The sequence below is a fragment of the Colwellia echini genome (assembly GCF_002843355.2).
Lineage (GTDB): Bacteria > Pseudomonadota > Gammaproteobacteria > Enterobacterales > Alteromonadaceae > Colwellia > Colwellia echini.
Genome location: NZ_PJAI02000013.1, coordinates 18,537 through 41,425 on the forward strand (window position 1 = coordinate 18,537; position 22,889 = coordinate 41,425).

Annotated in this window: 12 protein-coding genes; 9 read left to right on the forward strand and 3 right to left on the reverse strand. The window is 37.8% G+C overall.

Features of this window, described 5'->3' with window-relative positions; all coding sequences use genetic code 11:
* Window positions 1–5: 5 nt before the first annotated feature.
* Window positions 6–272, reverse strand: coding sequence for a DnaJ domain-containing protein (locus CWS31_RS11755; protein ID WP_101342531.1), 267 nt, complete (start codon window positions 270–272; stop codon window positions 6–8).
* 662 nt (window positions 273–934) lie between these two features.
* Here CWS31_RS11755 and CWS31_RS11760 point away from each other — a divergent pair.
* The 9 genes from CWS31_RS11760 (at window position 935) to gloA (ending at window position 19,070) form a co-directional block, all read left to right on the forward strand.
* Entirely contained in the window at window positions 935–1,819 is an 885-nt protein-coding gene (locus tag CWS31_RS11760) for an NAD(P)-dependent oxidoreductase (RefSeq protein ID WP_101342532.1), read from the forward strand.
* A 243-nt stretch (window positions 1,820–2,062) separates the two neighbouring features.
* Window positions 2,063–2,722, forward strand: coding sequence for a peptidylprolyl isomerase (locus CWS31_RS11765; RefSeq protein ID WP_101342533.1), 660 nt, complete (start codon window positions 2,063–2,065; stop codon window positions 2,720–2,722).
* A gap of 98 nt (window positions 2,723–2,820) precedes the next feature.
* On the forward strand, window positions 2,821–3,939 hold the full coding sequence (locus CWS31_RS11770; protein WP_101342534.1) for a polysaccharide lyase family 7 protein: 1,119 nt from the start codon (window positions 2,821–2,823) through the stop codon (window positions 3,937–3,939).
* 267 nt (window positions 3,940–4,206) lie between these two features.
* Window positions 4,207–5,454, forward strand: coding sequence for a lytic murein transglycosylase (locus CWS31_RS11775; RefSeq protein ID WP_101342535.1), 1,248 nt, complete (start codon window positions 4,207–4,209; stop codon window positions 5,452–5,454).
* A gap of 887 nt (window positions 5,455–6,341) precedes the next feature.
* Window positions 6,342–9,446 (forward strand): glycoside hydrolase family 9 protein, encoded by a 3,105-nt coding sequence (locus tag CWS31_RS11780; RefSeq protein ID WP_101342536.1) that lies wholly within the window; start codon window positions 6,342–6,344, stop codon window positions 9,444–9,446.
* Between the two features lie 302 nt (window positions 9,447–9,748).
* A complete protein-coding gene (locus tag CWS31_RS11785) occupies window positions 9,749–11,905 on the forward strand; it encodes a cellulase family glycosylhydrolase (RefSeq protein ID WP_101342537.1) in 2,157 nt (718 codons plus the stop codon).
* A 174-nt stretch (window positions 11,906–12,079) separates the two neighbouring features.
* Window positions 12,080–14,242, forward strand: a complete 2,163-nt coding sequence (locus CWS31_RS11790; protein WP_101342538.1) for a cellulase family glycosylhydrolase — start codon at window positions 12,080–12,082, stop codon at window positions 14,240–14,242.
* Between the two features lie 192 nt (window positions 14,243–14,434).
* Entirely contained in the window at window positions 14,435–18,187 is a 3,753-nt protein-coding gene (locus CWS31_RS11795; RefSeq protein WP_101342539.1) for a glycoside hydrolase family 9 protein, read from the forward strand.
* 490 nt (window positions 18,188–18,677) lie between these two features.
* Window positions 18,678–19,070, forward strand: coding sequence for a lactoylglutathione lyase (gloA, locus tag CWS31_RS11805; RefSeq protein ID WP_101342541.1), 393 nt, complete (start codon window positions 18,678–18,680; stop codon window positions 19,068–19,070).
* 123 nt (window positions 19,071–19,193) lie between these two features.
* On the opposite strand, the gene CWS31_RS11810 is transcribed toward gloA, so the two are convergent.
* Together CWS31_RS11810 and CWS31_RS11815 are read right to left on the reverse strand one after the other, a co-directional pair.
* On the reverse strand, window positions 19,194–20,726 hold the full coding sequence (locus CWS31_RS11810) for a DUF1570 domain-containing protein (protein ID WP_170252861.1): 1,533 nt from the start codon (window positions 20,724–20,726) through the stop codon (window positions 19,194–19,196).
* A gap of 166 nt (window positions 20,727–20,892) precedes the next feature.
* On the reverse strand, window positions 20,893–22,797 hold the full coding sequence (locus tag CWS31_RS11815) for a tetratricopeptide repeat protein (protein ID WP_101342543.1): 1,905 nt from the start codon (window positions 22,795–22,797) through the stop codon (window positions 20,893–20,895).
* Window positions 22,798–22,889: the final 92 nt, after the last annotated feature.

A 22,889-nucleotide genomic window follows, 5' to 3' on the forward strand; every position in this document is an offset into this window, starting at 1 on the left:
CAAAGTTAACTTAATGCACTTTGCCAAAATGAATCAGCAACCTCTCGTGGGTCAGTAATTAAGGTATAATTACTTTTTAAATATAATTTACGCTTTTGAGGATCTGAAAGCGTGTCATAAGCGGTTTTAATTAGCTGAAACTGCTCTTCAACATCAATACCGCTATCATTATTTTTATCTGGGTGATATTTATTAGCAAGTTTGCGATAAGCTTTTTTAATTTCAGTCGTTGTTGCATCTCGACCTACACCTAATTGTTCAAAATAATCCATCGATTTACTTACACCTTTTATTGTAGGGTCGCTATAGCCAAGTTTTCTATAATTTGTAGGTTTTAACAACTAAGTTAAAGCTAAATATGTTAAAGCTAAAGCGTACGACTGAGAAACTAGCTGTTATATTATTTGTGCTAATTAAAGTAGTTGATAATCAGGCCTCTGGTGATCTAAGAGTCACATATTCAAGAATACCATAGTCAAGGCCGATGAATTCAGAGCAATATATTCAGCGAAATATTATTGAATATATTCAAGAGTAATTCATAATTAGCTAGCAACTCACTGACCGTTATTTTAATCTAATCAACTCATTCTTGCTAACCTTATTTATATTAACTAGCTCAGTCAAAATAGTTTAATTAATTATATTTTCACACAAGTGTCGCAGAATGTTTCTTTATAATCATTCTTGCTTTAGAATCAATACAATTTCTTTCGAAAATAGCTAATATATTGTTTTAAAATAAAAAACAACCAGATGAATTACCAATTAACATAATATTACAGCCAACCTATATTACCAAAGATATAGAAAAACCAAGAATTGGTAATTAAATCATCTTTTGAGATTGATAAATTGGTCACATGCGTATATTATGAAAATATAAATTTAGCTTTAAATTTAAATACACATTAATCATTCTAGGAGTTAGAAAATGTCTAAACCAGTAATCGGTTTTATCGGTCTTGGCCTTATGGGCGGCAACATGGTTGAAAACCTACAAACACGCGGTTTTCAAGTTAACGTAATGGATCTTAATAAAGATGCTGTTGCAAAAGTTATTGCTCGTGGCAATGCTACAGAAGTTTCTTCTGGTAAAGAATTAGCAGAAAAAAGCGATATCGTTATGCTTGCTCTTACTACTTCAAAAGTTGTTGAATTAGTAGTTTACGCTGAAGATGGTATCTTAGCTGGTATGTCAGAAGGTAAAACATTAATCGATTTTGGTACTTCTATTCCTGATTCTACTCGTAAAATCGGCGCAGACCTTGCTGCTAAAGGTTGTGGCATGATCGATGCTCCTTTAGGTCGTACTCCTGCACACGCTAAAGATGGTTTATTAAACATCATGGCTGCTGGTGATATCGAAACTTTCAACAAAGTTAAGCCAGTTCTTGACGAGCAAGGCGAAAACGTTTTCCACCTTGGCGCTTTAGGTGCTGGTCACACAACTAAGTTAATCAATAACTTCATTGGTATGACTACTGTTACTGCTATGTCTCAAGCATTTGCTGTTGCAAAAGCTGCTGGTGTTGATGGCCAACAATTATTTGACATCATGTCAGCTGGTCCTTCTAACTCACCATTTATGCAATTCACTAAATTCTACGCTGTAGACGGCGAAGAAAAATTAGGTTTTTCTGTAGCTAACGCTAACAAAGATCTTGGTTACTTCAACCAAATGGTTGCTGACTTAGGCGGCGAATCTTTAATCGCTCAAGGTACTTCTGCTAACTTACAAGCTGCTGTTGATGCTGGTCTTGGTAACAACGACGTACCTGTAGTTTTCGATTACTTTAATACTTTATTCGCTAAGTAATATTACGAAGTAAATTAAAAGTATTTAAGAATAACTAAATACAGCATTACTATTACATTAGTGATTCTGTATTTAGATAAAATCCGGCAATTGAATTTGTATTAACCGAATTAAACCTTCAAGGTAAAATTTGTTTTACAGCTTTAACTGTCGGATTTTTGTTTATATCGCTGTAGTTTTTCAGGCTTTAGTTTTATATTACAATTCAAAAAATGAGTGATTAAAAACTACAAGGCCAATTGTATGAAGTATAAAAATAATATTATTGCAGTATTGCTATTAGTTCTACCTCTTACCGCATGTTGCGGCGGTGATATTGCGCTTAATAAAATCAATAAATTTATCACTGAGCAAGTAGTAGATAAAAAAGATCCTACTTGGAAAACCAAATTAACCAAGCCACCTTTACTCACCTTTACTGAAGGCAAAGATTATTTTTGGGAGTTAAAAACTAACCAAGGTAATATCACTATAAAATTATTAACTGACACTGCACCTATGCATGTTTCTAGTACCATATACCTAACAAAATTAGGGTTTTACAATGATTTGACATTTCATCGTGTCATTCCAGGATTTATGGCGCAAGGTGGTGACCCTACGGGCACGGGTTCTGGTAATCCTGGTTATAAATATAATGGTGAGTTTGATGACAAAGCCACTCATGATACTGCTGGTACATTAAGTATGGCTAATGCAGGAGCTGGCACTGATGGCAGTCAGTTTTTTTTAACATTTACCCCTACGCCATTCTTGGATGGAAAGCATACTGTATTTGGTAAAATCATTAGTGGCTCAGAACAGAGCTTAACTAATATTGAAAATTTAGGCAGCCGAAGTGGTAAAACTAAAGAGCCAATAATAATCAATAATGCCAGTATTAGGGTAGCAGATAGTCAATAAATATTGATTATCCTAAAACAGCAATAAATAAAATATAATTTACTAAATTCAATAATGGAACTAATCCATTATATGTATTAATAATAAGAGAGTGTTTTATGAATAAAATATCAACAAGTAAAACTTTATTTGCTTCAATTAGTCTAGCTTGCCTAGTGGCAGCTTGTAATTCCACAACCCCAGAAACTAAACAAGTATCAGGTCCAGTTCCTGCTGATAAATTTGACCTAAGTCACTGGAAAATCACATTACCGTTAGATGCCGACAATAACGGAAAAATTGATGAAATTGATGTTGTAGATATCCAAACATACGCTCATCCTGACTTTTTTTATCTAGACGATGATGGTTATATGGTATTTACCGTACCAAACAAAGCCACAACAACAAGTGGTTCATCAAATACGCGTAGTGAATTACGTCAAATGTTTCGTGGTGACAACAAAAAAATTGGCACCCATGATCCAGGTAACAACTTCACCATCGCTGTCAATCCGTTATCAGAGCACTTCGCTTCTGTAGGCGGAAAAATGGAAGCAACACTAAAAGTAGACGCCGTATCGGTAAGAGCAGGCTATCCTGATAAACGTCCAGCTTACTCGGTTGTTGTTGGTCAAATTCATGCAGATAAAAACAAAAAGTTACAGCAAGCAACTAAAGGTAAAGGTGATTTTGGTTGGGGTAATGAACCAATTAAAATTTATTACAAGAAATGGCCAAATCACGACAAAGGCTCTGTATTTTGGAACTATGAACGTAACTTAACTAAAGATGATCCAAACAGAACTGATATTGCCTACCCTGTGTGGGGAAATATTTGGACCGATCCTAGCGACCCAGGCGCTGAAGGTATAGCTTTAGGTGAAGAGTTCAGTTATATCATTAATGTTCATGAAAATATCATGTATTTAACCTTTACTGCGAAAGATCACCCTGAAGTTAAATATGAAATAGATTTATCAAACAATGTTGATGCTTACGGCAACCCTGATCCATTAGATAACCCTTATGGTTATGCACTTGACGGCAACTACTTTAAAGCCGGTGCTTATAACCAATGTAGTACTAAAGACGACGAAGCTTTTTGGTATACCGCTTGTCCAGGTACAGGTGTTTGGGCAACAGATAAATCAAATGGCGACTACACTAGCGTTTCTTTCTCTAAATTAGTAATAGGTGAATCAACACCACCTACGTCTGGTCCTAAAACTAAGTAATTTATCAATAATTTTTAACTGATTTTATAGTAACGACTTCTGTTACTTTTAAAATCACCAAACATTACTTTAATGAATAAGGTTTATTTCTTCGGAGATAAACCTTTTTTATTATCTAAAGTTGATAATTTAATGGTTGTGATCTTCACAAATTTTAGCCATGGTATAGATCATTATTCGTCTTAATCTTATCGGTTATTAACAGCAAAATTATAACCTCATATTTCGCTGAAATTTTAATTTAAAGTTTAGCCAAGGAATGCATCCATGCTTTTATCTCCCGCTCACGTAAAAAAAACCTTCAACCTAACTCGATACAAAACCTTAATTATCGCTAGCTTATTTTTCCCTGTTATTACCGAAGCAAGTATCGCGGATTCAGACTTTAATCAATGTAAAAGTAATTTGATTATTCGCGCCGAATCAGCCGGGTTTTCTCCATACATTACAGAAACAGTTATTGGTAATATTTCACCTATTGAACGGGTAATAACTTTAGATAAAAAACAACCTGAATTTACGCAAACATTTGAGCAATATATTAAAGCGCGAGTGACCGATTATCATGTACGTGTTGGTAAAGAAAAGTTAGCACAAAACAAAGCACTCTTTGATCAACTAGAAAAACAGTATGGTATTCCACGACAGTACTTAGTTTCTTTTTGGGGATTAGAAACGGTATTTGGTAAGCACAAAGGCAAAATGTCAGTACTTAACTCATTAGCTACTTTAGCGTGTGATGAGCGTCGTAGTGAATTTTTTACTTTAGAGCTCTTAAACTTATTCACTCTAATTGATAGCAAAAAAGTTACTGTAGAGCAGTTACAAGGCTCTTGGGCTGGTGCAATGGGCCATATGCAGTTTATGCCAACAGCATTCTTAAAATATGCTATTGATGCCGATAACGACGGCACTGTAAACATTTGGGAAAGTGAAGCAGATGCCTTAACTACTGCCTCTAATTATCTAAATCAAATAGGTTGGCAAACCAAAGAGCGTTGGGGCCGAGAAGTAAAACTTCCTGATAACTTTGCCTTTGAGAAAGTTACCTTTGATAAGTATTACCCGCTAAGCTATTTTCAAGAGCTTGGTGTTCATAAGTCCAATAATCAACCATTAGCCGATTATGATATTCAAGCTGAGCTTTATTTGCCATCAGGACATCAAGGACCCGCCTTTTTGCTGTATCCAAACTTTAACGTGATCATGACCTGGAATCTATCTAAAAGCTATGCCCTATCAGTGGGTATATTAGCGAATAAATTAATAGGCGATGAGGGATTCACCTTTAAGCAAGACGAAAGTAATAAACCAAGAGTTTATAGCGTAGCTGAAATGAAAACTTTACAAGAACAATTAAACGCACTAGGTTTTGAGACGGGTAAACCTGATGGCATTTGGGGGCCTAAAAGCCGAGATGCAATTCGCTCTTTTCAACTTAAAAATCAACTGATTGCTGATGGCTATCCAAACCAAAGTGTTTTCTCTACAATTCAATTAATCTTGAATAAATAGTACTCAATTACGAGTAAGCCAATTACGAGTAAACACTTAAAATGATTAGTTAAACCAGCAAATAATAATACGTTTATTACTTATTGGCTTGTTACTTAAACAAGTCAAAAAAGTAATGATTTATCCCTAAAGCACCTCCCCCTTCAATACCGCAAACTCAATATCTTAAATTTAGGCACTATAACCCCAACCGTAACTCTTCTTTCAATTTACGTTGAACTACATTTTTACCCGATCACTTCAACACTCACTATTTACTCTTCCTTTATTCCTCTCCTTAAATTTTAATAAGCGATTAATCTAGATAAAAATAATAAATATTATAAAAACCACCTTACCAAATGATTAAATTTAACATAAAAATTACATTTACAATTGAGAATTACAAGCTAAATCCATTACTACATAAACCTAACAAACAAAGAACAAAAAATAGGCAGTTTATTTTGTACTTTTCAATTACAAGCTATTACAAAGTACAAACAAAACATAAAAAACATATATATCAATAACTAAAAAATACTCTAGACGATTTTTTTCATATGAAAATTATTCTTAGTGTAAAAGCTTTAATTAATATTTAAAAATATATTGACCATATTTTATTATTAACCTACCTTTATGTAAGCGCTTACATTAATTAAATGTTTAAATAATGTTAAACAGTGCGGTTTGATTATATTGTCTTTGCTATGGATGAATAATAATCAGAAAATATTTTTTATATCTATAAAAAATCCGACAAATTATAAAAAATTTACTGCTGTATAAACATAATGAGCATAACGAGGTTAATGTTTTACAGCGTTTTTATTAATCATATTAATAACCCAAAATATAATTAAGGCATTAGATCTTAAAATATTTTAAGAGAAGGAATTAGCATAATGAGAATTGCAAAAATATCGTTACAAATAGCCCTTACACTCAACTTTTCAGCCGTGGCTCTAGCTAATGCTGAAACACCTAATTACGCAGAAGCACTACAAAAATCTATCTATTTTTATGAAGCTCAACAGTCTGGTGTTTTACCTGAATGGAATAGAACCGAATGGCGTGGTGATTCAACGGTAAATGATGGTAGTGATAACAACATTGACCTTTCTGGTGGTTGGTATGATGCCGGCGACCACGTTAAATTTGGTTTTCCAATGGCAGCTAGTGCTACCATGCTCGCTTGGGGTGTTGTTGAATATCCTCAAGCTTATGAACAAAGCGGTCAAATGCAGCATATAAAAAACAACTTACGTTTTGTTGCTGACTATTTTGTTAGTGCCCATCCTTCTACTAATGTACTTTACGGGCAAGTAGGCTCTGGTGCTGACGACCATTCATGGTGGGGGCCTGTTGAGGTAATAGAATCAACGACTCGAGCGGCATCTAACCGACCCTCTTATGCTGTATCGGCAACCTGTCCAGGCTCTGATCTTGCAGGTGAAACCTCAGCAGCACTTGCTGCTATTGCTATGGTTTTTGCTGACGATGAGCCTACCTACTCAGCTAAATTACTTGCTCATTCTCGTCAACTTTATACCTTTGCTAAAACATATTTAGGTAAATACAGCGATTGTATTACAGATGCTACAGCATTTTATAATTCATGGAGTGGCTATCACGATGAGTTAGTGTGGTCTGCCATTTGGTTACACAAAGCAACAGGTGAAGCATCATACCTTGACGCTGCAAAAGCGGATTATGCCGATTTAAGTGTTGAAAACCAAACCACAATAAAATCATACAAATGGACCCATGCTTGGGATGATAAAGCTTACGGCTCGTATGTATTATTAGCACAATTAACCGGTGATCCAACTTACCGCGCTGATGCAGAACGTTGGTTAGATTTTTGGAGCACAGGCTATAACGGTGAACGTGTTAGCTACACGGCAGGTGGTTTAGCACAACTTTCTAGCTGGGGCGCTACGCGTTATGCGGCCAATACTTCATTTATTGCGTTATTATATTCTGATTACTTAAACCAAGCAGACCCAACCAATAGCCGCGTTCAAGCGTATAAAGATTTTGCAATTGGTCAAATGGAATACATTATGGGTGATAACCCTAAAGGTATTCCTTATCAAATTGGTATGGCTGCTAATGGCCCTAAAAACCCACATCATAGAACAGCACACGGTAGCTGGTCTGATAGCTCAGCCGTACCAGTACAAAGTCGTCATTTATTAGTAGGCGCATTAGTAGGTGGTCCAGGCTCAGGCGATGCATATGAAGATGATCGTGATGATTATATTGCTAACGAAGTGGCCACTGATTACAACGCAGGCTTTACATCAGCACTTGCGCGTATGTATCTTGAGTTTGGTGGAACACCAATTCCAGAAGCAGATTTTCCAGCTAAAGAAGAAAAAGACTTAGAGTTTTACGTGGAAGCTAAAGTTAACTCAACAGGTCCTCGCTATATTGAAATTGGTTCATTAACTCATAACCATTCAGCATGGCCAGCTAAAGTAAGTGATAACCTTACTTTACGTTACTGGGTTGATTTAACAGCAGAAATGGAAAAAGGCTATAGCGCTTCTGACATATCAGTTACAGCAGCTTACTCACAAGCTAGCAGTGTATCTCAATTACAAAGTTGGGGTGATGCGGCTGATAACATTTACTACACAGACGTTTCATTTGCAGGGGTTGAAATATTCCCAGGTGGTCAGTCAGCCTCAAGAAAAGAAGTACAATTTCGCATCTCACTACCTAGTTCAAGTAATTTAAGTGAATGGGATAACAGCGAAGATCCTTCGTGGGCTAATTACAGTAATGCTTATGCGCCAGCACCACAAATTGCTTTATATGATGGCGATACACTTGTTTGGGGCTCTGAGCCTACTGCAGGTTGCGGTGACAGCACAGGTATAAATTGTATTCCTACTGCAGAAAATTCAAACGTTTCAACCGCTTTTGAAACACCGGTTACCGTTAACTTATCAGCAGCAGATAGCGATGGTTCAATATCGGGTTATACAGTTACACAACCATCATTTGGTCAATTAAGTGGCTCTGGCGATACCCGTACTTATACACCAAATGATAACTTTTCTGGCAATGATAGTTTTACTTATACCGCAACAGATAATGACGGCGCAGTATCTGCCCCAGCAACCGTTAATGTCAGCGTAGCAGAAGCAATAATCCCAAGTGTTGCGATCACTTCTCCTACCTCGGGTAGTGAAGTTTTTACAGGGCAAGATATCACCGTTCAGTACAGTTTCACTAATGCTGCTTCGGTAAACATTATGCTTGATGGTGCAATCGTTGTTGCAGCAACAACAGCAACCTCTGCTACTGTTGCTGCCCCTGAAGTAACCGGCGCGTTTGTCATTGAAGTAGTGTCTTTAGATAGCGATGGCAATAGCTTAGATGCAAACCAGAGCGTTAACCTAGTTGCCATTGAACAACCAGAAAATAGTGCACCTGATGCACAATTTACTGTAGATACCTCAGGACTAAGCGTTGTGCTAGATGCGTCACAGTCTTCTGATATTGATGGCGACTCGTTAACTTACATTTGGGACTTTGGTGATGAAAGTGGTGTAAGCGAAAACGGCGTAATTGCCAATCACACCTATGATGTTGCCGGAACCTACACCGTCTCGTTAACCGTTGATGATGGTCAAGGTCATACTGATGTAACAACACAAAATGTTACGGTAACAGAGCCTGTTGTCGGTAACAGTTCGTGTGAATACATTGTTAGTAATGAGTGGAATGCTGGTTTCGTTGCCGTTATACGTATCACCAATAATGGCAGTACGCCAATTAATGGCTGGGAAGTTAGCTGGGGCTATGATGACGGTACAGCAAGAACCCAAGGTTGGAATGCCAATGTTACAGGTAACAATCCTTACACAGCAACATCACTTTCATGGAATAACACTATTCCAGTAGGTGGTTCAGTTGAGTTTGGTATGCAAGGCACTAAAGGTGTAAATGATTCGCCGGCAGTGGTACCAACAGTAACCGGTGATGTTTGTAACTAGTAATAATTAGTACGGTTCGTTGTAACTTTGATGTGGTAGCTAGGGTGACTTCCCCTCGCGCTAGTTACTGCATACTTTTTTAAGCTATGCCTAACAAACTATGACTTAACAAACTATGACTTAACGTACGACTTAACTTGTTTAAAAAATAAATACTCGTCTATTTGCTGAGCACAGCATTCAGGCAAGAATTTTTGCATTCAAAATTTAATAAAAACTGAACATTTAAAATACCTAACTATGGGTATTAACAATATAAAACAGTTACTTAAACTATTAATTTAAAATAGCAGGATATTAAAATGAAAAATTCACTTTTATCAAAAAATATCAAAATAGCATTAGGCGCATTAATCGTTTCCGCCAGTTTGCTGCCAACATATTTATCGGCAAATGAGCCACTAAATAATGACGATTGGTTACATGTTGAAGGTAATACCATTGTTGACGAACAAGGCAACAAAGTTTGGTTAACCGGTGCCAACTGGTTTGGTTTTAACGCCTCAGAACGTACTTTTCATGGTTTATGGGCGGTTAACTTAGACTCAGCTATTTCAGCCATTGCCAATCGCGGCATCAATATTTTACGGGTGCCTATTTCAACTGAATTATTAGTTGAATGGAGCAAAGGCATTGCCACTACGCCAAGTATTAATACTTATGTAAACCCTGAACTTGAAGGCCTTAATAACCTAGAAGTTTTTGATCAAGTCATTGCAGTATCGAAAAAATATGGTGTAAAAATATTACTTGATGTACACAGTGCAGAAGCTGATAACTCAGGACATTTTGCCCCACTTTGGTATAAAGGCGACATCACCTCAACTGACTTTAAAGAAAGCTGGGAATGGGTTGCCGCGCGTTATGCGAATGACGACACATTAATTGCTTTTGATATTCAAAATGAACCACACGGACAACCTTGGGGTGCGCAAGAGTTTGCTAAATGGGACGATTCAACCGACGAAAACAATTTTAAATTTGCTTGTGAAGATGTATCCAATGCCATTTTAGCCATAAACCCTAAAGTATTGGTGTTATGTGAAGGTATTGAATCTTATCCGAAAGACGGCATTAACTGGACATCTGCTGACAAAAACGATTATCACAATAACTGGTGGGGCGGTAACTTACGCGGCGTTAAAGACTTCCCTATTGACCTAGGCGCTAATCAAGATCAACTGGTCTATTCACCTCATGATTATGGCCCTTTAGTATTCAAACAAGGTTGGTTTTACGAAGGATTTGATAAAGACAGTCTTTATCAAGATGTTTGGAAAGACAACTGGATGTTTATTCATGAGCAAGGAATATCACCACTACTTATCGGTGAATGGGGCGGTTTCATGGACGGCGGCGATAATGAAAAGTGGATGCTGGCCTTACGTGAATTAATTATTGAAAATGGTTTACATCACACTTTCTGGTGTCTTAATCCAAACTCTGGCGACACAGGCGGATTATTATTAAATGACTGGGTAACGTGGGATGAAGAAAAATACGCCCTCTTTGAGCCGTCATTATGGAAAAGTGAAAGCGGTAAATACATTGGTTTAGATCATCAAGTTAATTTAGGTAGCGAAGCCACTGGTACTAACGTCAGCGATTATTACCAAAGTTTGATCCCATCAGTAGAAATTACCTCACCACTAAATGGCAGCCAAGTTACCATTAATAGTGATGTAACCATTAATTATGACCTTGCCAAACTAAGCAGTACAGCTGTTTATATTGATAATGTAAAAGTTGCTATTGGCAGCTCTACTAGCGCGTTAATTAAAGCACCCGCAACGGAAAAAGACTTTACCGTGAAAGTGGTTGGCGTTGACGCTGATGGCAACGAAACCAACGTAACGGCTAGCATAGCGCTTGCAAGCGTTAATGAAATAATCCTACCGGCAAGCATCGAAATCACCACACCTGCATCAGGTTTTAGTGTTGAACAAGGTGCCGATTTTACTGTTGAAGTTGCTTTAACCAATGCAGCCGCATTCAAAGCTGACTTTAATGGTGTAAGTCAAACTATCACTGACAGCAACACTGCAACCTTTACCGCCAATGCGACAAGTGGTGTATCTCCACTTTCGGTCACTGCACTTGATGAAAACTTACAACCACTAAATGCCCAACAAACTATCGATATCACTATCAACGAGCCTACCAGTTTAACCTGTGAATTAGGCGCGAGTAACATTTGGCCAGGCGGCTTTGTACTGAGCGACATTGTTGTCACAAATACTGGTTCACAAGCGCTTGATAGCTGGTCGGTAAATCTTAACTTACCTGCAGGCGTAACCATTGACAGTGGTTGGGGCGGCAAAGTAACCGTGATTGATAGCAGTACCGTTCAAATATCAAACTTTGAATATAACAATACGTTAGCGGCTAATGGCTCGGTATCTATTGGCGTACAAGGCAGCTACACAGGAGAGTTCACCTTACCAAGCTGTACGCCTTAATCATTAGTTAATAAAGATTCATTTACTCAACAGCTAATAACTATAGCTAATGAGTAAATACAAAGCATTCTTTTTAACTGAGTAGTCATAGCTAGAGCTATCTACTCGGTTAAAAGAATAAACCATAAAAGCGTTATAAAACAGTAAAAAACAATAACAATGGAGAATACAATAATGAAAAGTAAAATTACACCATTACGTAAAGCCATCCTCTTAGGTTTGCTTGGCGTGGCTGGTAGCTATGCAAGTGTAGCTCAGGCAGCACAATGTGAACATATAGTTCAAAATGAATGGCCAACAGGTTTTGTTGCTGAAATACGTATCACTAACGACGGTGCCACTCCAATTGAAGGTTGGGAAGTTCAATGGGCTTATGATAATGCCGTTTCTAATAACACTTGGAACGCTAATGTTAGTGGCTCAAACCCTTATACCGCGAGCAACTTAGGCTGGAATAGCACTATAGCGCCAGGTAGCAGTGTTGTCTTTGGTTTACAAGGCAGTAAACCTGCTAATAGCCCAGCGCCATCAGTTTTAGTAACTGGCGATATTTGTGGCGCGCTTCCACCAGCAGATAGTGATAACGATGGCGTAATTGATGAATTAGATCAATGTGCCGACACCCCGGCAGGCGATACAGTTAATGAAATGGGTTGTACTATTATTTTTGATGCCGACCAAGATGGCGTAAAAGATGGTGTAGATCAATGCCCTAATACACCTGTTGACGATGAAGTTGATGCGGTAGGCTGTACTATTTTACCCGATACAGACAACGACGGCGTTATTGATTCTGTAGATCAATGTCCTGATACACCAATCGATGATGAAGTTGATGCATTAGGTTGTAGTTTACCGCCTATCATAGATACAGATAATGATGGCGTTGCCGATCATCTTGATCAATGTCCTGATACACCCGCAGGTACAGCTGTTAGTGTAACGGGTTGTGCTGTAGATGGTATTTTCCGTGTTGATGCAACAGGTAACATCACTAAAAATGGTACCGTATTACCAGTACAGTGTGGTAACTGGTTCGGCTTAGAAGGTCAACATGAGCCTTCAGATTCTGCTAACAACCCTGGTGGCGCACCAATGGAGCTTTACGTTGGTAACATGTGGTGGGCAAATAGCGGTGAAGGTACAGGTCGTACTATTCAACAAACTATGGATGAGATCAAAGCACAGGGCATTAACGTAATCCGTCTTCCTATCGCACCACAAACCTTAGATGAAACCGATCCTCAAGGAATGGGCTTTGCTAATAACGGTGGCGCACTGAAAAATCATGAATCTGTTCGTCAAACCAATGCTCGTCAAGCGATGGTTGATTTCATCAAACAAGCTGATGACAATGATCTGCAAGTGATCATCGATATTCACTCTTGTTCAAACTACATTGGCTGGCGCGCAGGTAAACTTGACTCCAAACCACCATATGCAGATAAAGATAGAGTCGGTTATGAATTTACGCGTGAAGATTACGCATGTTCAGCAGCAGGTGAAGGTGTAACAGTTCATGAATACAATGAAGAAATTTGGTTAGATAACTTAAGAGAAATTGCTGGTCTTGCTGAAGAGATTGGTGTCGACAACATCATGGGTATTGATATCTTCAATGAACCGTGGGATTACACATGGGAAGATTGGAAAACATTATCTGAAAATGCATATACCGCAATTAATGAAGTTAACCAAGATGTACTTATTTTTGTCGAAGGTATTTCTGCCGGAACATCAGACGGTATAGAAGTTCCTCATGGTAATCCTGAAACGAACCCTAACTGGGGTGAAAACTTCTTTGAACATCAAACAAATCCTTTAAATATTCCTAAAGATCGTTTGGTTATCTCTCCACATACTTATGGTCCATCAGTGTTTGCACAACAACACTTTATGGATCCCGCACAACCAGAATGTACTGGTTTAAGTGGTGATGAAGCAGGTGAAGCAAATTGTAATATAGTCATTAATCCAACCATAATTAAAGCGGGTTGGGATGAGCATTTTGGTTATTTACGTGAGCAAGGCTATGCCATGGTAATTGGTGAGTTTGGTGGCAACATGGATTGGCCAAACAATACTCGTATTGCCGAGCAAGCAATGTGGAGTCATGTTGAACCAGGCGTAGATCGTGAATGGCAAAATACCTTAGTTGATTATATGAAAGAGAAAGATATTCAAGGTTGTTACTGGTCAATCAATCCAGAATCGGGCGATACAGGTGGTATTTATTTACACGGTTATGACCCTGTGAGTAACACTAGTGATTGGGGTTTCTGGTTAGATTTCGACGAAAGAAAAACAGACTTGTTGAAATGGCTGTGGGCTAAGTAATTAACTTAGCTATTTAATTAGCAGATCATGGTTAATTGATTGCTAATTAAATATAAAACCCTCTATTGCACCAAGCTAGTAAATTAGCCATTTGCTTTCGAGGGTTTTTCATTAAGTTAACCTGTTATTTATGTCTAAAAATACCGTATCAATACCATACAAATACTATAAGAATAAAAGTGAGAATATCCTATGAAATCCAATTTTAAGTTAAGTAAAATTAGTCTCGCAACCCTAACTCTATTAACAGCGACAGCAACCCTAGGTAGCTTCTCAGTTAACGCAGAAATTAAACCTGTAAACAGTGTACGTGTAAACCAACATGGTTATTTACCTAGCCAGCCTAAACATGCTGTATATACAGGAGCTGCTGGTGAAACGTGGCAATTAAAAGATAGTTCTGGTGAAGTTGTTGCCACAGGTAAAACAACTGACCATGGTACTGATATAGCTTCTGGCGATACGGTTTCTCATATCGACTTTTCAAACGTTAGCACTAAAGGCGACGACTACGTTTTACAAATAGGCTCACAAACCAGTTACCCTTTTAAAATCAGTGACTACGTATACACTTTTATGAAAGAAGATGCCTTGATGTATTTTTATCATCAACGCTTTGGTATGCCTGTATTAGCTGAATTTGTTGGTGAAGAATTTGCTCGTGAAGCAGGACACGCCTTTGATAACAATCTTGCCTGTGATGACGATTTACCGTCAGACTGGCCAAGCAGTGTTGCCTGTACTTATAGTTTAAATGTAGAAGGCGGACACGCTGACGCTGGCGATTATGGCGGTTATGTTGTAAACGGCGGCTATTATACTTGGCTTTTACAACACGTTTATGAAGCAAACCCAGCTGCCTACCCTGATGGATCATTATTAATTCCAGAAAGCAGTAATGGCATTCCTGATATTTTAGATGAAGCTCGTATCGAACTCGACTTTATCGCCCGTATGCAAGTACCGCAAAATTTTTCTCCTTACCCTGGCATGATCCATCATAAAAAATCATGGCAAAACTGGGCGCCTTTCCCACTGGTTCCTGCAGACGATAACGGCATTTACTGGAGTAATCCACAAAGTAAACGAACCATTAAACCGGTATCAACGGCTGCCACATTAAACGGCGCAGCGGTTATGGCACAAGCGGCTCGTTTATGGCAAAACTACCCACAAGCGCCGGGCTTTGACGGTAGCACTTTACCTTATTACCAAACATTAATTGAAAAAGCTGAGCTTGCTTGGGACGCCGCCGTTGCATCACCTGCATTATTTGCCTCAGCTGATGCCTCAAAAGGCAGTGGACCTTACAACGATGATAAAGTCAGTGACGAATTTTACTGGGCAGCAACCGAGCTGTACTTAACCACTAAAAAAGAAAAGTACAAAACCTATCTTTTAGCTAGCCCTCATTTTGCCGAGTTTAGCGGTTTTGACTGGGCAGAAACTCACGTAGCCGGTAGTTTATCATTACTCATTCACCAAGCTGATTCTGATTTAACTACCCAACAAAATGCACAATTAGTTGCAGGCGTAAGTGGTTTTGCCGACACCCTATTAAATAATATTGATAGCGAAGGTTACATGACGCCAATTACCGCAACTAATGCAAGTCCTAATGGCGGAGAGTGTACTGGCGATCACGTTTACTATTGGGGGTCAATTGGCTCTGGCGTATTAAGCCAAGGTATCCATTTAGCTAGTGCGCATCGCGCGACAGGTGAACAAAAATACCTTGATGGCGTAACTCGTAGTATGGATCATGTATTAGGTATTAATGCACTAGATCGCGCCTACATGACAGGCTACGGTGAAAACCCAACCACTGAACCACATCACAGATTTTGGTTGAAATCGAAAGCGAACCCTGTCACGGCCATTGCCGAAGCAGTGTCGGTTCCCTACCCCGGAGCTGTTGCAGGTGGTCCACAAAATGATTTAGTAGAAGACGGGACTAGTGGTGTAGAAGCACCAGGAACACCTTGTGTAGAGCCCGCTAAAAGTTTTTCAGATCATTGGAATAACTATTCTTCGAATGAAATTACCGTTAACTGGAATGCCAACTTAGTTGCGGTACTTGCTTATATTGAAGAAGCGATACCCGCTCCTCAAGATACAGTAGCGCCACAAGCGCCAACTAATATTGTTGCCACGCCAACCAGTGGTTCATCTATTGAAGTTAGCTGGAATAGCGCTAGCGATAATGCACAAGTACGTAAATATAAAGTGTACATGAAGCCTGAAGGCGGCAGTTATGATCTGTATGACAGCACAATGTCGACCTTTTCATCATTTGTGCCTTTAACGCCAAATACACAATATTGTTTTAAAGTAGCCTCACAAGATTATATTGGTCTAACGTCGGTACAATCTAGCGAAATATGTACTACAACCAGTGCAGCCACTGCGTATGAAATTTATTATCAACCTGACAACTCAGCCATGAGTGACTACGTTGGTACTGGCGCTACTGTGCAACCAGAAGCGCCTAAAACCAACTTAGGTAAAGGTTGGTACCATTATGAATTTCATCAAGCACCGTCATACTCTTTCCACTTTAGTATGCCAAATTGGGGCAGCTCGTCTCGCTTCTCACTTGATGGAACAGGGAATGCAAACTTTACCGCAGATGTTAGTGATTTTAACAACGAAGGTAGTATTTGGTTAACCTCTGACAAAACCTTTCATAAAACTGCTCCTGCGCTAACGCCTATTGATGATGTGGTAACTGAGCCTTGTTTAGAAGATTGCCCTAACAATGCTCCTAGCGCTCTCGGTAAAACCGTTAATGGTAATAGCGATGAAACCTTGCAAATAAACCTTACAGCTTCTGACAGTGATGGCACTATAACTTCGTATCAAGTATCAACAGATGCGATGCATGGTTTAGTGACTATTAGTGATTCGGGCGTAGCAACTTATCAGCCTGAAGCCGGTTATATTGGTAACGATAGCTTTAGCTTTACCGTTACCGATGACGACGGTGCAGATTCTCAACCAGCACAAGTAAGTATTACCTTAACGCAAGTTTGTGGTGATGCTTGTATCCCTGTTGCCCAAGTAATCTCAGCAAGTACTACCGAAAATACCGCAGTAGATATTGCATTAGTAGGTACTGATAGTAACGGCGTTATTACAGGCTATGCAATCAGCACTCAACCTGTAAACGGTACTGCAACCTTAAGTACTGATTCAGCCAATGCTAATATTGTGAATTATTTACCTAATAGTGATTTTGTTGGCATTGACAGTTTTCAGTATTTTGTGACTGACAACGAAGGTCAAAACTCTGAAGTAGCAACGGTAAATATTGATGTAATTGCTTGTGGTGTTGCCTGCGATCCAATAGCCGATGATAAATCAGCGACTACAACGTTTAATAGCTCGGTAACTATCACTTTATCAGCAACTGATGATGGCGAAATTAGCGCTTATGATTTAGAAAGTATGCCAAATAACGGTAGCGTTGAAATAACCAATGATACTGCTATTTATACACCTAATACTGACTTCGCTGGTGATGATAGCTTTAGTTATAGTGTGACTGATAACGATGGTAATGTATCAAACATTGCAACTGTTAACATTACCGTAGAGCAGGACGACTCTAATGGTAATGGCGGTAACAATGGCGGTGGCGATAATGGTGGAAATGGCAGTGACATTCACTGTGACATAGTTGTTAGCTCATGGAATAGCGGTTATACCACAGCAATTACTATAACTAACACAGGTAGCAGCGCAGTAAACGACTGGCAGGTAGCTGTTAATTTACCTGATGGGCAAACTATTGGTAACAGTTGGTCTGGGGAGTATAGTGGTACCACAGGTAATATTACTTTATCGAATGCGCCGTGGAATGGCTCTTTAGCGCCAAATGCATCAACTACCTTAGGTTTCCAAGCAAGTTACAGTGGCGCATTAGTATTGCCAACTTGTGAATAGAAGAAGTAATTGTGCCTTAGCTTTATTCTAGATAACTTGTATTAAATAACTTGTCTAACTAAGTTAGACACAACTGAATAACTAAAAGCCTCATCAGTGATGAGGCTTTTTTATGTTTGATAGTAGGTATATACCCGTTACCATTCAAGATGCAGGTTTCAGTGGGAACTAAAAACAATTTAGGCAAGGCATCAAGTTTACGTCATGGTTACTCCCTTACTAAAGTTAATAACGCGGCATAAATTGTTTTTAGACCCATCGAAGAAGCGCTTGAGCAAAATCACTTCTTCGTTAGTGCTTTTTATAAGGGAACGACCATTATTACAAAGCACTGCCTTGAATTGATATCGCTCAAGCACTCTGAAATACGCATCTTGATTGGTAACGGGTATAAGCATAATTATCTAGATTACACCTTTCTAATATATTGCCAAAACCATGAGGTTTGAGTAATCTAGCACCCACATAATTATTATCAAATAGGTGCAGTATGCGCATATTACACACAATGTTACGCGTTAAAAATTTAGAAAAATCTATTCAATTTTATACTGAAGTTATGGGTATGGAAATATTAAGACAACGTGACAACGAAACAGGTCGCTATAGTTTAGTCTTCTTAGGTTACGGTAGTGAAAGTGACACTGCGGTTATTGAATTAACCTATAACTGGGATGAGTCAGATTACGAATTAGGGACGGCTTTTGGTCATATCGCCATCGGCGTTGACGACGTTTATAAAGCCTGTGATAAAATTAAAGCGGCAGGCGGAAAAGTTACTCGTGAAGCGGGTCCTAACAAAGGCGGCGCTTCAATACTGGCGTTCGTTGAAGATCCTGACGGTTATAAAATTGAATTGTTAGAGTTACACCGTTTTAGTTAAATATCACTGAAAACACTATTTTTAAAAAGCCTTATTATTAGCTTCCTTTACGTTACGTAGCATGAATGTATGGATAATAAGGCTTTTTAGTGTATGTAATCTTAAGTTCTTTCTAGAGTTTTTCTAAACCTTTTCTAAGATATCTTTTTTACTTTTTCTAGCAGACTTTTCTTGTTTCTCTTTTTTCTTTTTCGCCTTTTTCAAAGCTTGAACCTCCGCATAAGCAATATCAGTTTCTGCAATCACTTGTGCAATATAAGCAGAGAACTGAGCTTGCATCGCTTCAGGCTCACCAAAGGCTTTTCTAAATTGTTTTAACCTAACATTTTTACCAAAAAGCACTGATCTCGATTTTGATAATATAGTTAAATAATCCTTAAATTCATCAGGGTAATAGGTATATAAAAAGCGCACTAACATAGCACCGAGCGCGTAAATATCACTTTGGTTATACGCAGACTCAAAATCTTCATCATCACCATCAAAACCAATTAATTCTTCAAGTGAAATTAATGAATTATTTTCAAATCGCTTTTTAACTGGAAGCACTCGTCTAAAAGCATAATTACTAGTGTGCGGACCAAATGACTCTTCACTGTTATGGTATTCAAAACTAGCTGCTGTCCCCTCGATTAACCATCTAGGCTGTACATAGGTTAAGGCATTAAACCCCGTTGCATATAAAACCTGATGGCTAACCTCATGAGCAATAGTTTGCTCTGGTGGGCGTTTGCGTTTTTTGCTTTTGCCATAATGTTTATCAAACACGAATATTGCTCTGGCACTTGGAGAATAAATTCCACCTGACGCATTAGCTGCATAGCTATCACCGGTTATCGCGGTAATATATGACACATAATCTGCTTGATTTGAAAAATAAACCGCCGTCATTTTTTCATCTATTGGTTTGTTTCTTAAGCCCATAGCCACTAAAAAACTAATGTTATTTGTATAAGTTTGCTCCATTAATTTTGACATATCGTCTTGAACATAAGTTAATTCTTCAGGGGGATAAATAATGCTCCAATGGTCAGATTCATAAATAGCAAAATCTTTATCAAGATGGCTTTCTAATTTTTCCAAGGTATTTTCAGCATGAATGGTTGTCGGTAATTTGGGATCTGCAAACTGCTTAACAAAGTCATCACTGTTATAACGCAGGTAAAGTTTATATTGGCGTATGGCATAGTTTTTTGCTTCATCAGCATCAACGCTATTAGCCAAAGATTTTATTGGTGACTCTGCAAGTTCAGTATTTAAGGCGGTTATATCGTTTAATATCGGTAATAGTTCTAGTGCATGTTTACCGTACTTTAGCTCGTATAAACCTAATAATTCAATGAATACGGCTCTTGCCAACACAGGATTATTAGTGACTTGTAAATTAAGCGCATAATTATCGGTAGCAACTAATCTATTATTACTTAACGGCTCAAAATTAGTTTTTGCTAACAAGTAGCTTTGTTTAGCTAATGGTAGTGCTGCTTGATATTTTTGTTGTGCAACCAGTTGTTGATGTTGTGAAAAGACACTATTGAAGTCTGCAATATTAGCTGTTCTATTACCTTCACTATAAGCAACATTACTACTAAAAATTAACAGTAGCACACCGTAAATCACCTTATAAAAAAGGTGCAGTCGTTTTAATTTATTCATGTTGTGCATCCTATGCATCGTTATTATTATTTGAGCCCATATTTTTCCTAGGCAATATATAACGAAAACCAATAATTAACTATCAAATAAACACAACATCTACCTCAGCATAAATATAAATCTCAACTTCAGTATCAATATAGAAATTTATACTTAAGTGAATTGTTTATGAGGTAAGTCTATTGATAACTGCTGAGGATGCAGCTTGAACACTGTAGGCACTAACCGAATACAATATCAGGCTAGCGACAAGCGAAATTAAGATAAAATAATGAATATTAAGGTTGAAATAAATACGAACGACAAAGAGTAAAGTTAAAACAATAACACCAATAATGATATTGGTAATTTTAGCATTCAATTCTTTAATAATGCTGTCTTGCGCTTTTAATCTGGTTTTGGTGTCCTGATTATCTAATTCTAGGGTTATAAAGGCTTTTTCTTGTTTAAGTATTTCAATCGCTCTTTCTTTTTTTTCTACATCTAAAATAATAAACATTTCAGCTGAGCGTTTATTTATCGCATCTGTTTTTATTTCATTAACCAGTGCTTCTTTTTGTTTCGCGTATTCAAGAGCTTTTTTATAATTACCGCGTGTTTCTTCGGCTAAAATTAACGTAGTATAAGCTTCTTCAGAAACGGATTTAGCACCTATATTAGCCGCTAACATTAAGCTTTCTTGTGCCAATGAAATAGACTTATCTAAATCAATATTAACTAACACAATAGACAACTGGGCTTTACTAGCGGCTTCATTCCACACATCTTTAAGTTTTTGTAAAATGGCAATAGAGGTATTATAGGCATTAATTGATTGAGGTAATTTCCCCATTTGATAATAAAATGAAGCAATGCTAGTTAATACCCCAGCCTCTCCCTTGCGATTACCTGATTGTTCATAAATTGCATAAGCTTCGTTAGATAATTCAATGGCTGTGTCGTGCTTATTTTCAGCAAAGAGTAATTTAGCGAGGTCGCGAAGCGCGGCAGCTCGATACTTACTCTCGATATTATCAACAGGGATATTTAATACTCGCTTAAAGTAACTTTGTGCATTATCGCTTTGATTTAAATAAAAATAGACTAACCCAATCGAGTTTGATGAGGCGGCGATACCATTAAAATCTTTGTTTTTTTCGTACAGAGCTAACGCTTCTAAGCCATATAACAAAGCATTTTCATAACTACTAATTTTTCGATAAACAATTGACAGGACAACTAATGATTCGACGATAACATCTTCAATTTTATGCTCTCTTGCTATAGATAAAGCACGCTTACCACTGTCAATAGCTTGTCCATAACCACCAATTTTTGCCTGTGTTTTGGCAATATCTAATAAGGTGAACGAAATAGCTTTTGTATCATTATTTTCTATTAACAGTTCAACGGCTTTTTCATAGTATTCAATACCTAATTGATATTCATTTACTTTATTGTAGCCATTGGCAATATTACGTAATAACCGTATTTTGTCATCCACGCTAGCATCTGACATATATTCTTCAGCAAGTAAATACGTTGCAACAGAGTCATCATAGCGTTTCATGGTTTGTAACAGCGTACCTTTAATTTGCAAGCTCTTAAAGATAAGCTGCTGTTCAAGACTTGCTTGGGCAATAGCTAAGCCTTTTTCGACATATGCCATACTCTTTTCATAATCTTTTAAAATACGTTGCACCGTGGCCATATTAGTAAAAATATCGACCAGTAATAAATTATTATATGAAGATGAATTATCTAATGAATGACTTATAGCCTCAGCTTTAAGTAAAAATTGTTGTGCATCGAGGTAATTGTTCTGAAGCTTTTCTATTTGCGCTTGTTCTAAAATAGCTTTTGCCATTAATGATTTATCATTTTGTTTTTTTGCGAGATCAAAAGCGGTTTGTAATACTTTTTTAGCCGCGTCTGGGTTCGTTTTTTGTATACTTACACCATATTCTATATACCTTGGGGCGGATTCAGTCGCTTCAAGTGCTGCACTGTTAGCTGCAAATAGCACAATAAATACTGCACTAAGTATTGCTAACCGTAGTGAAAGTAAATAACTAGAAAAACGATAAAACATAAATAAGCCTTAGCTAACCGATTTAGCCAACTGATTTAGCTAAATAAATTAGTAACTAAAACGGTTGCACTCCCTGCGCCTTTAAAAATAAT

Coding starts and splice junctions, on each gene's coding strand:
- CWS31_RS11755 (WP_101342531.1), bottom strand. CDS start 272: ATGGATTATTTTGAACAATTAGGTGTAGGTCGAGATGCAACAACGACT.
- CWS31_RS11760 (WP_101342532.1), top strand. CDS start 935: ATGTCTAAACCAGTAATCGGTTTTATCGGTCTTGGCCTTATGGGCGGC.
- CWS31_RS11765 (WP_101342533.1), top strand. CDS start 2,063: ATGAAGTATAAAAATAATATTATTGCAGTATTGCTATTAGTTCTACCT.
- CWS31_RS11770 (WP_101342534.1), top strand. CDS start 2,821: ATGAATAAAATATCAACAAGTAAAACTTTATTTGCTTCAATTAGTCTA.
- CWS31_RS11775 (WP_101342535.1), top strand. CDS start 4,207: ATGCTTTTATCTCCCGCTCACGTAAAAAAAACCTTCAACCTAACTCGA.
- CWS31_RS11780 (WP_101342536.1), top strand. CDS start 6,342: ATGAGAATTGCAAAAATATCGTTACAAATAGCCCTTACACTCAACTTT.
- CWS31_RS11785 (WP_101342537.1), top strand. CDS start 9,749: ATGAAAAATTCACTTTTATCAAAAAATATCAAAATAGCATTAGGCGCA.
- CWS31_RS11790 (WP_101342538.1), top strand. CDS start 12,080: ATGAAAAGTAAAATTACACCATTACGTAAAGCCATCCTCTTAGGTTTG.
- CWS31_RS11795 (WP_101342539.1), top strand. CDS start 14,435: ATGAAATCCAATTTTAAGTTAAGTAAAATTAGTCTCGCAACCCTAACT.
- gloA (WP_101342541.1), top strand. CDS start 18,678: ATGCGCATATTACACACAATGTTACGCGTTAAAAATTTAGAAAAATCT.
- CWS31_RS11810 (WP_170252861.1), bottom strand. CDS start 20,726: ATGAATAAATTAAAACGACTGCACCTTTTTTATAAGGTGATTTACGGT.
- CWS31_RS11815 (WP_101342543.1), bottom strand. CDS start 22,797: ATGTTTTATCGTTTTTCTAGTTATTTACTTTCACTACGGTTAGCAATA.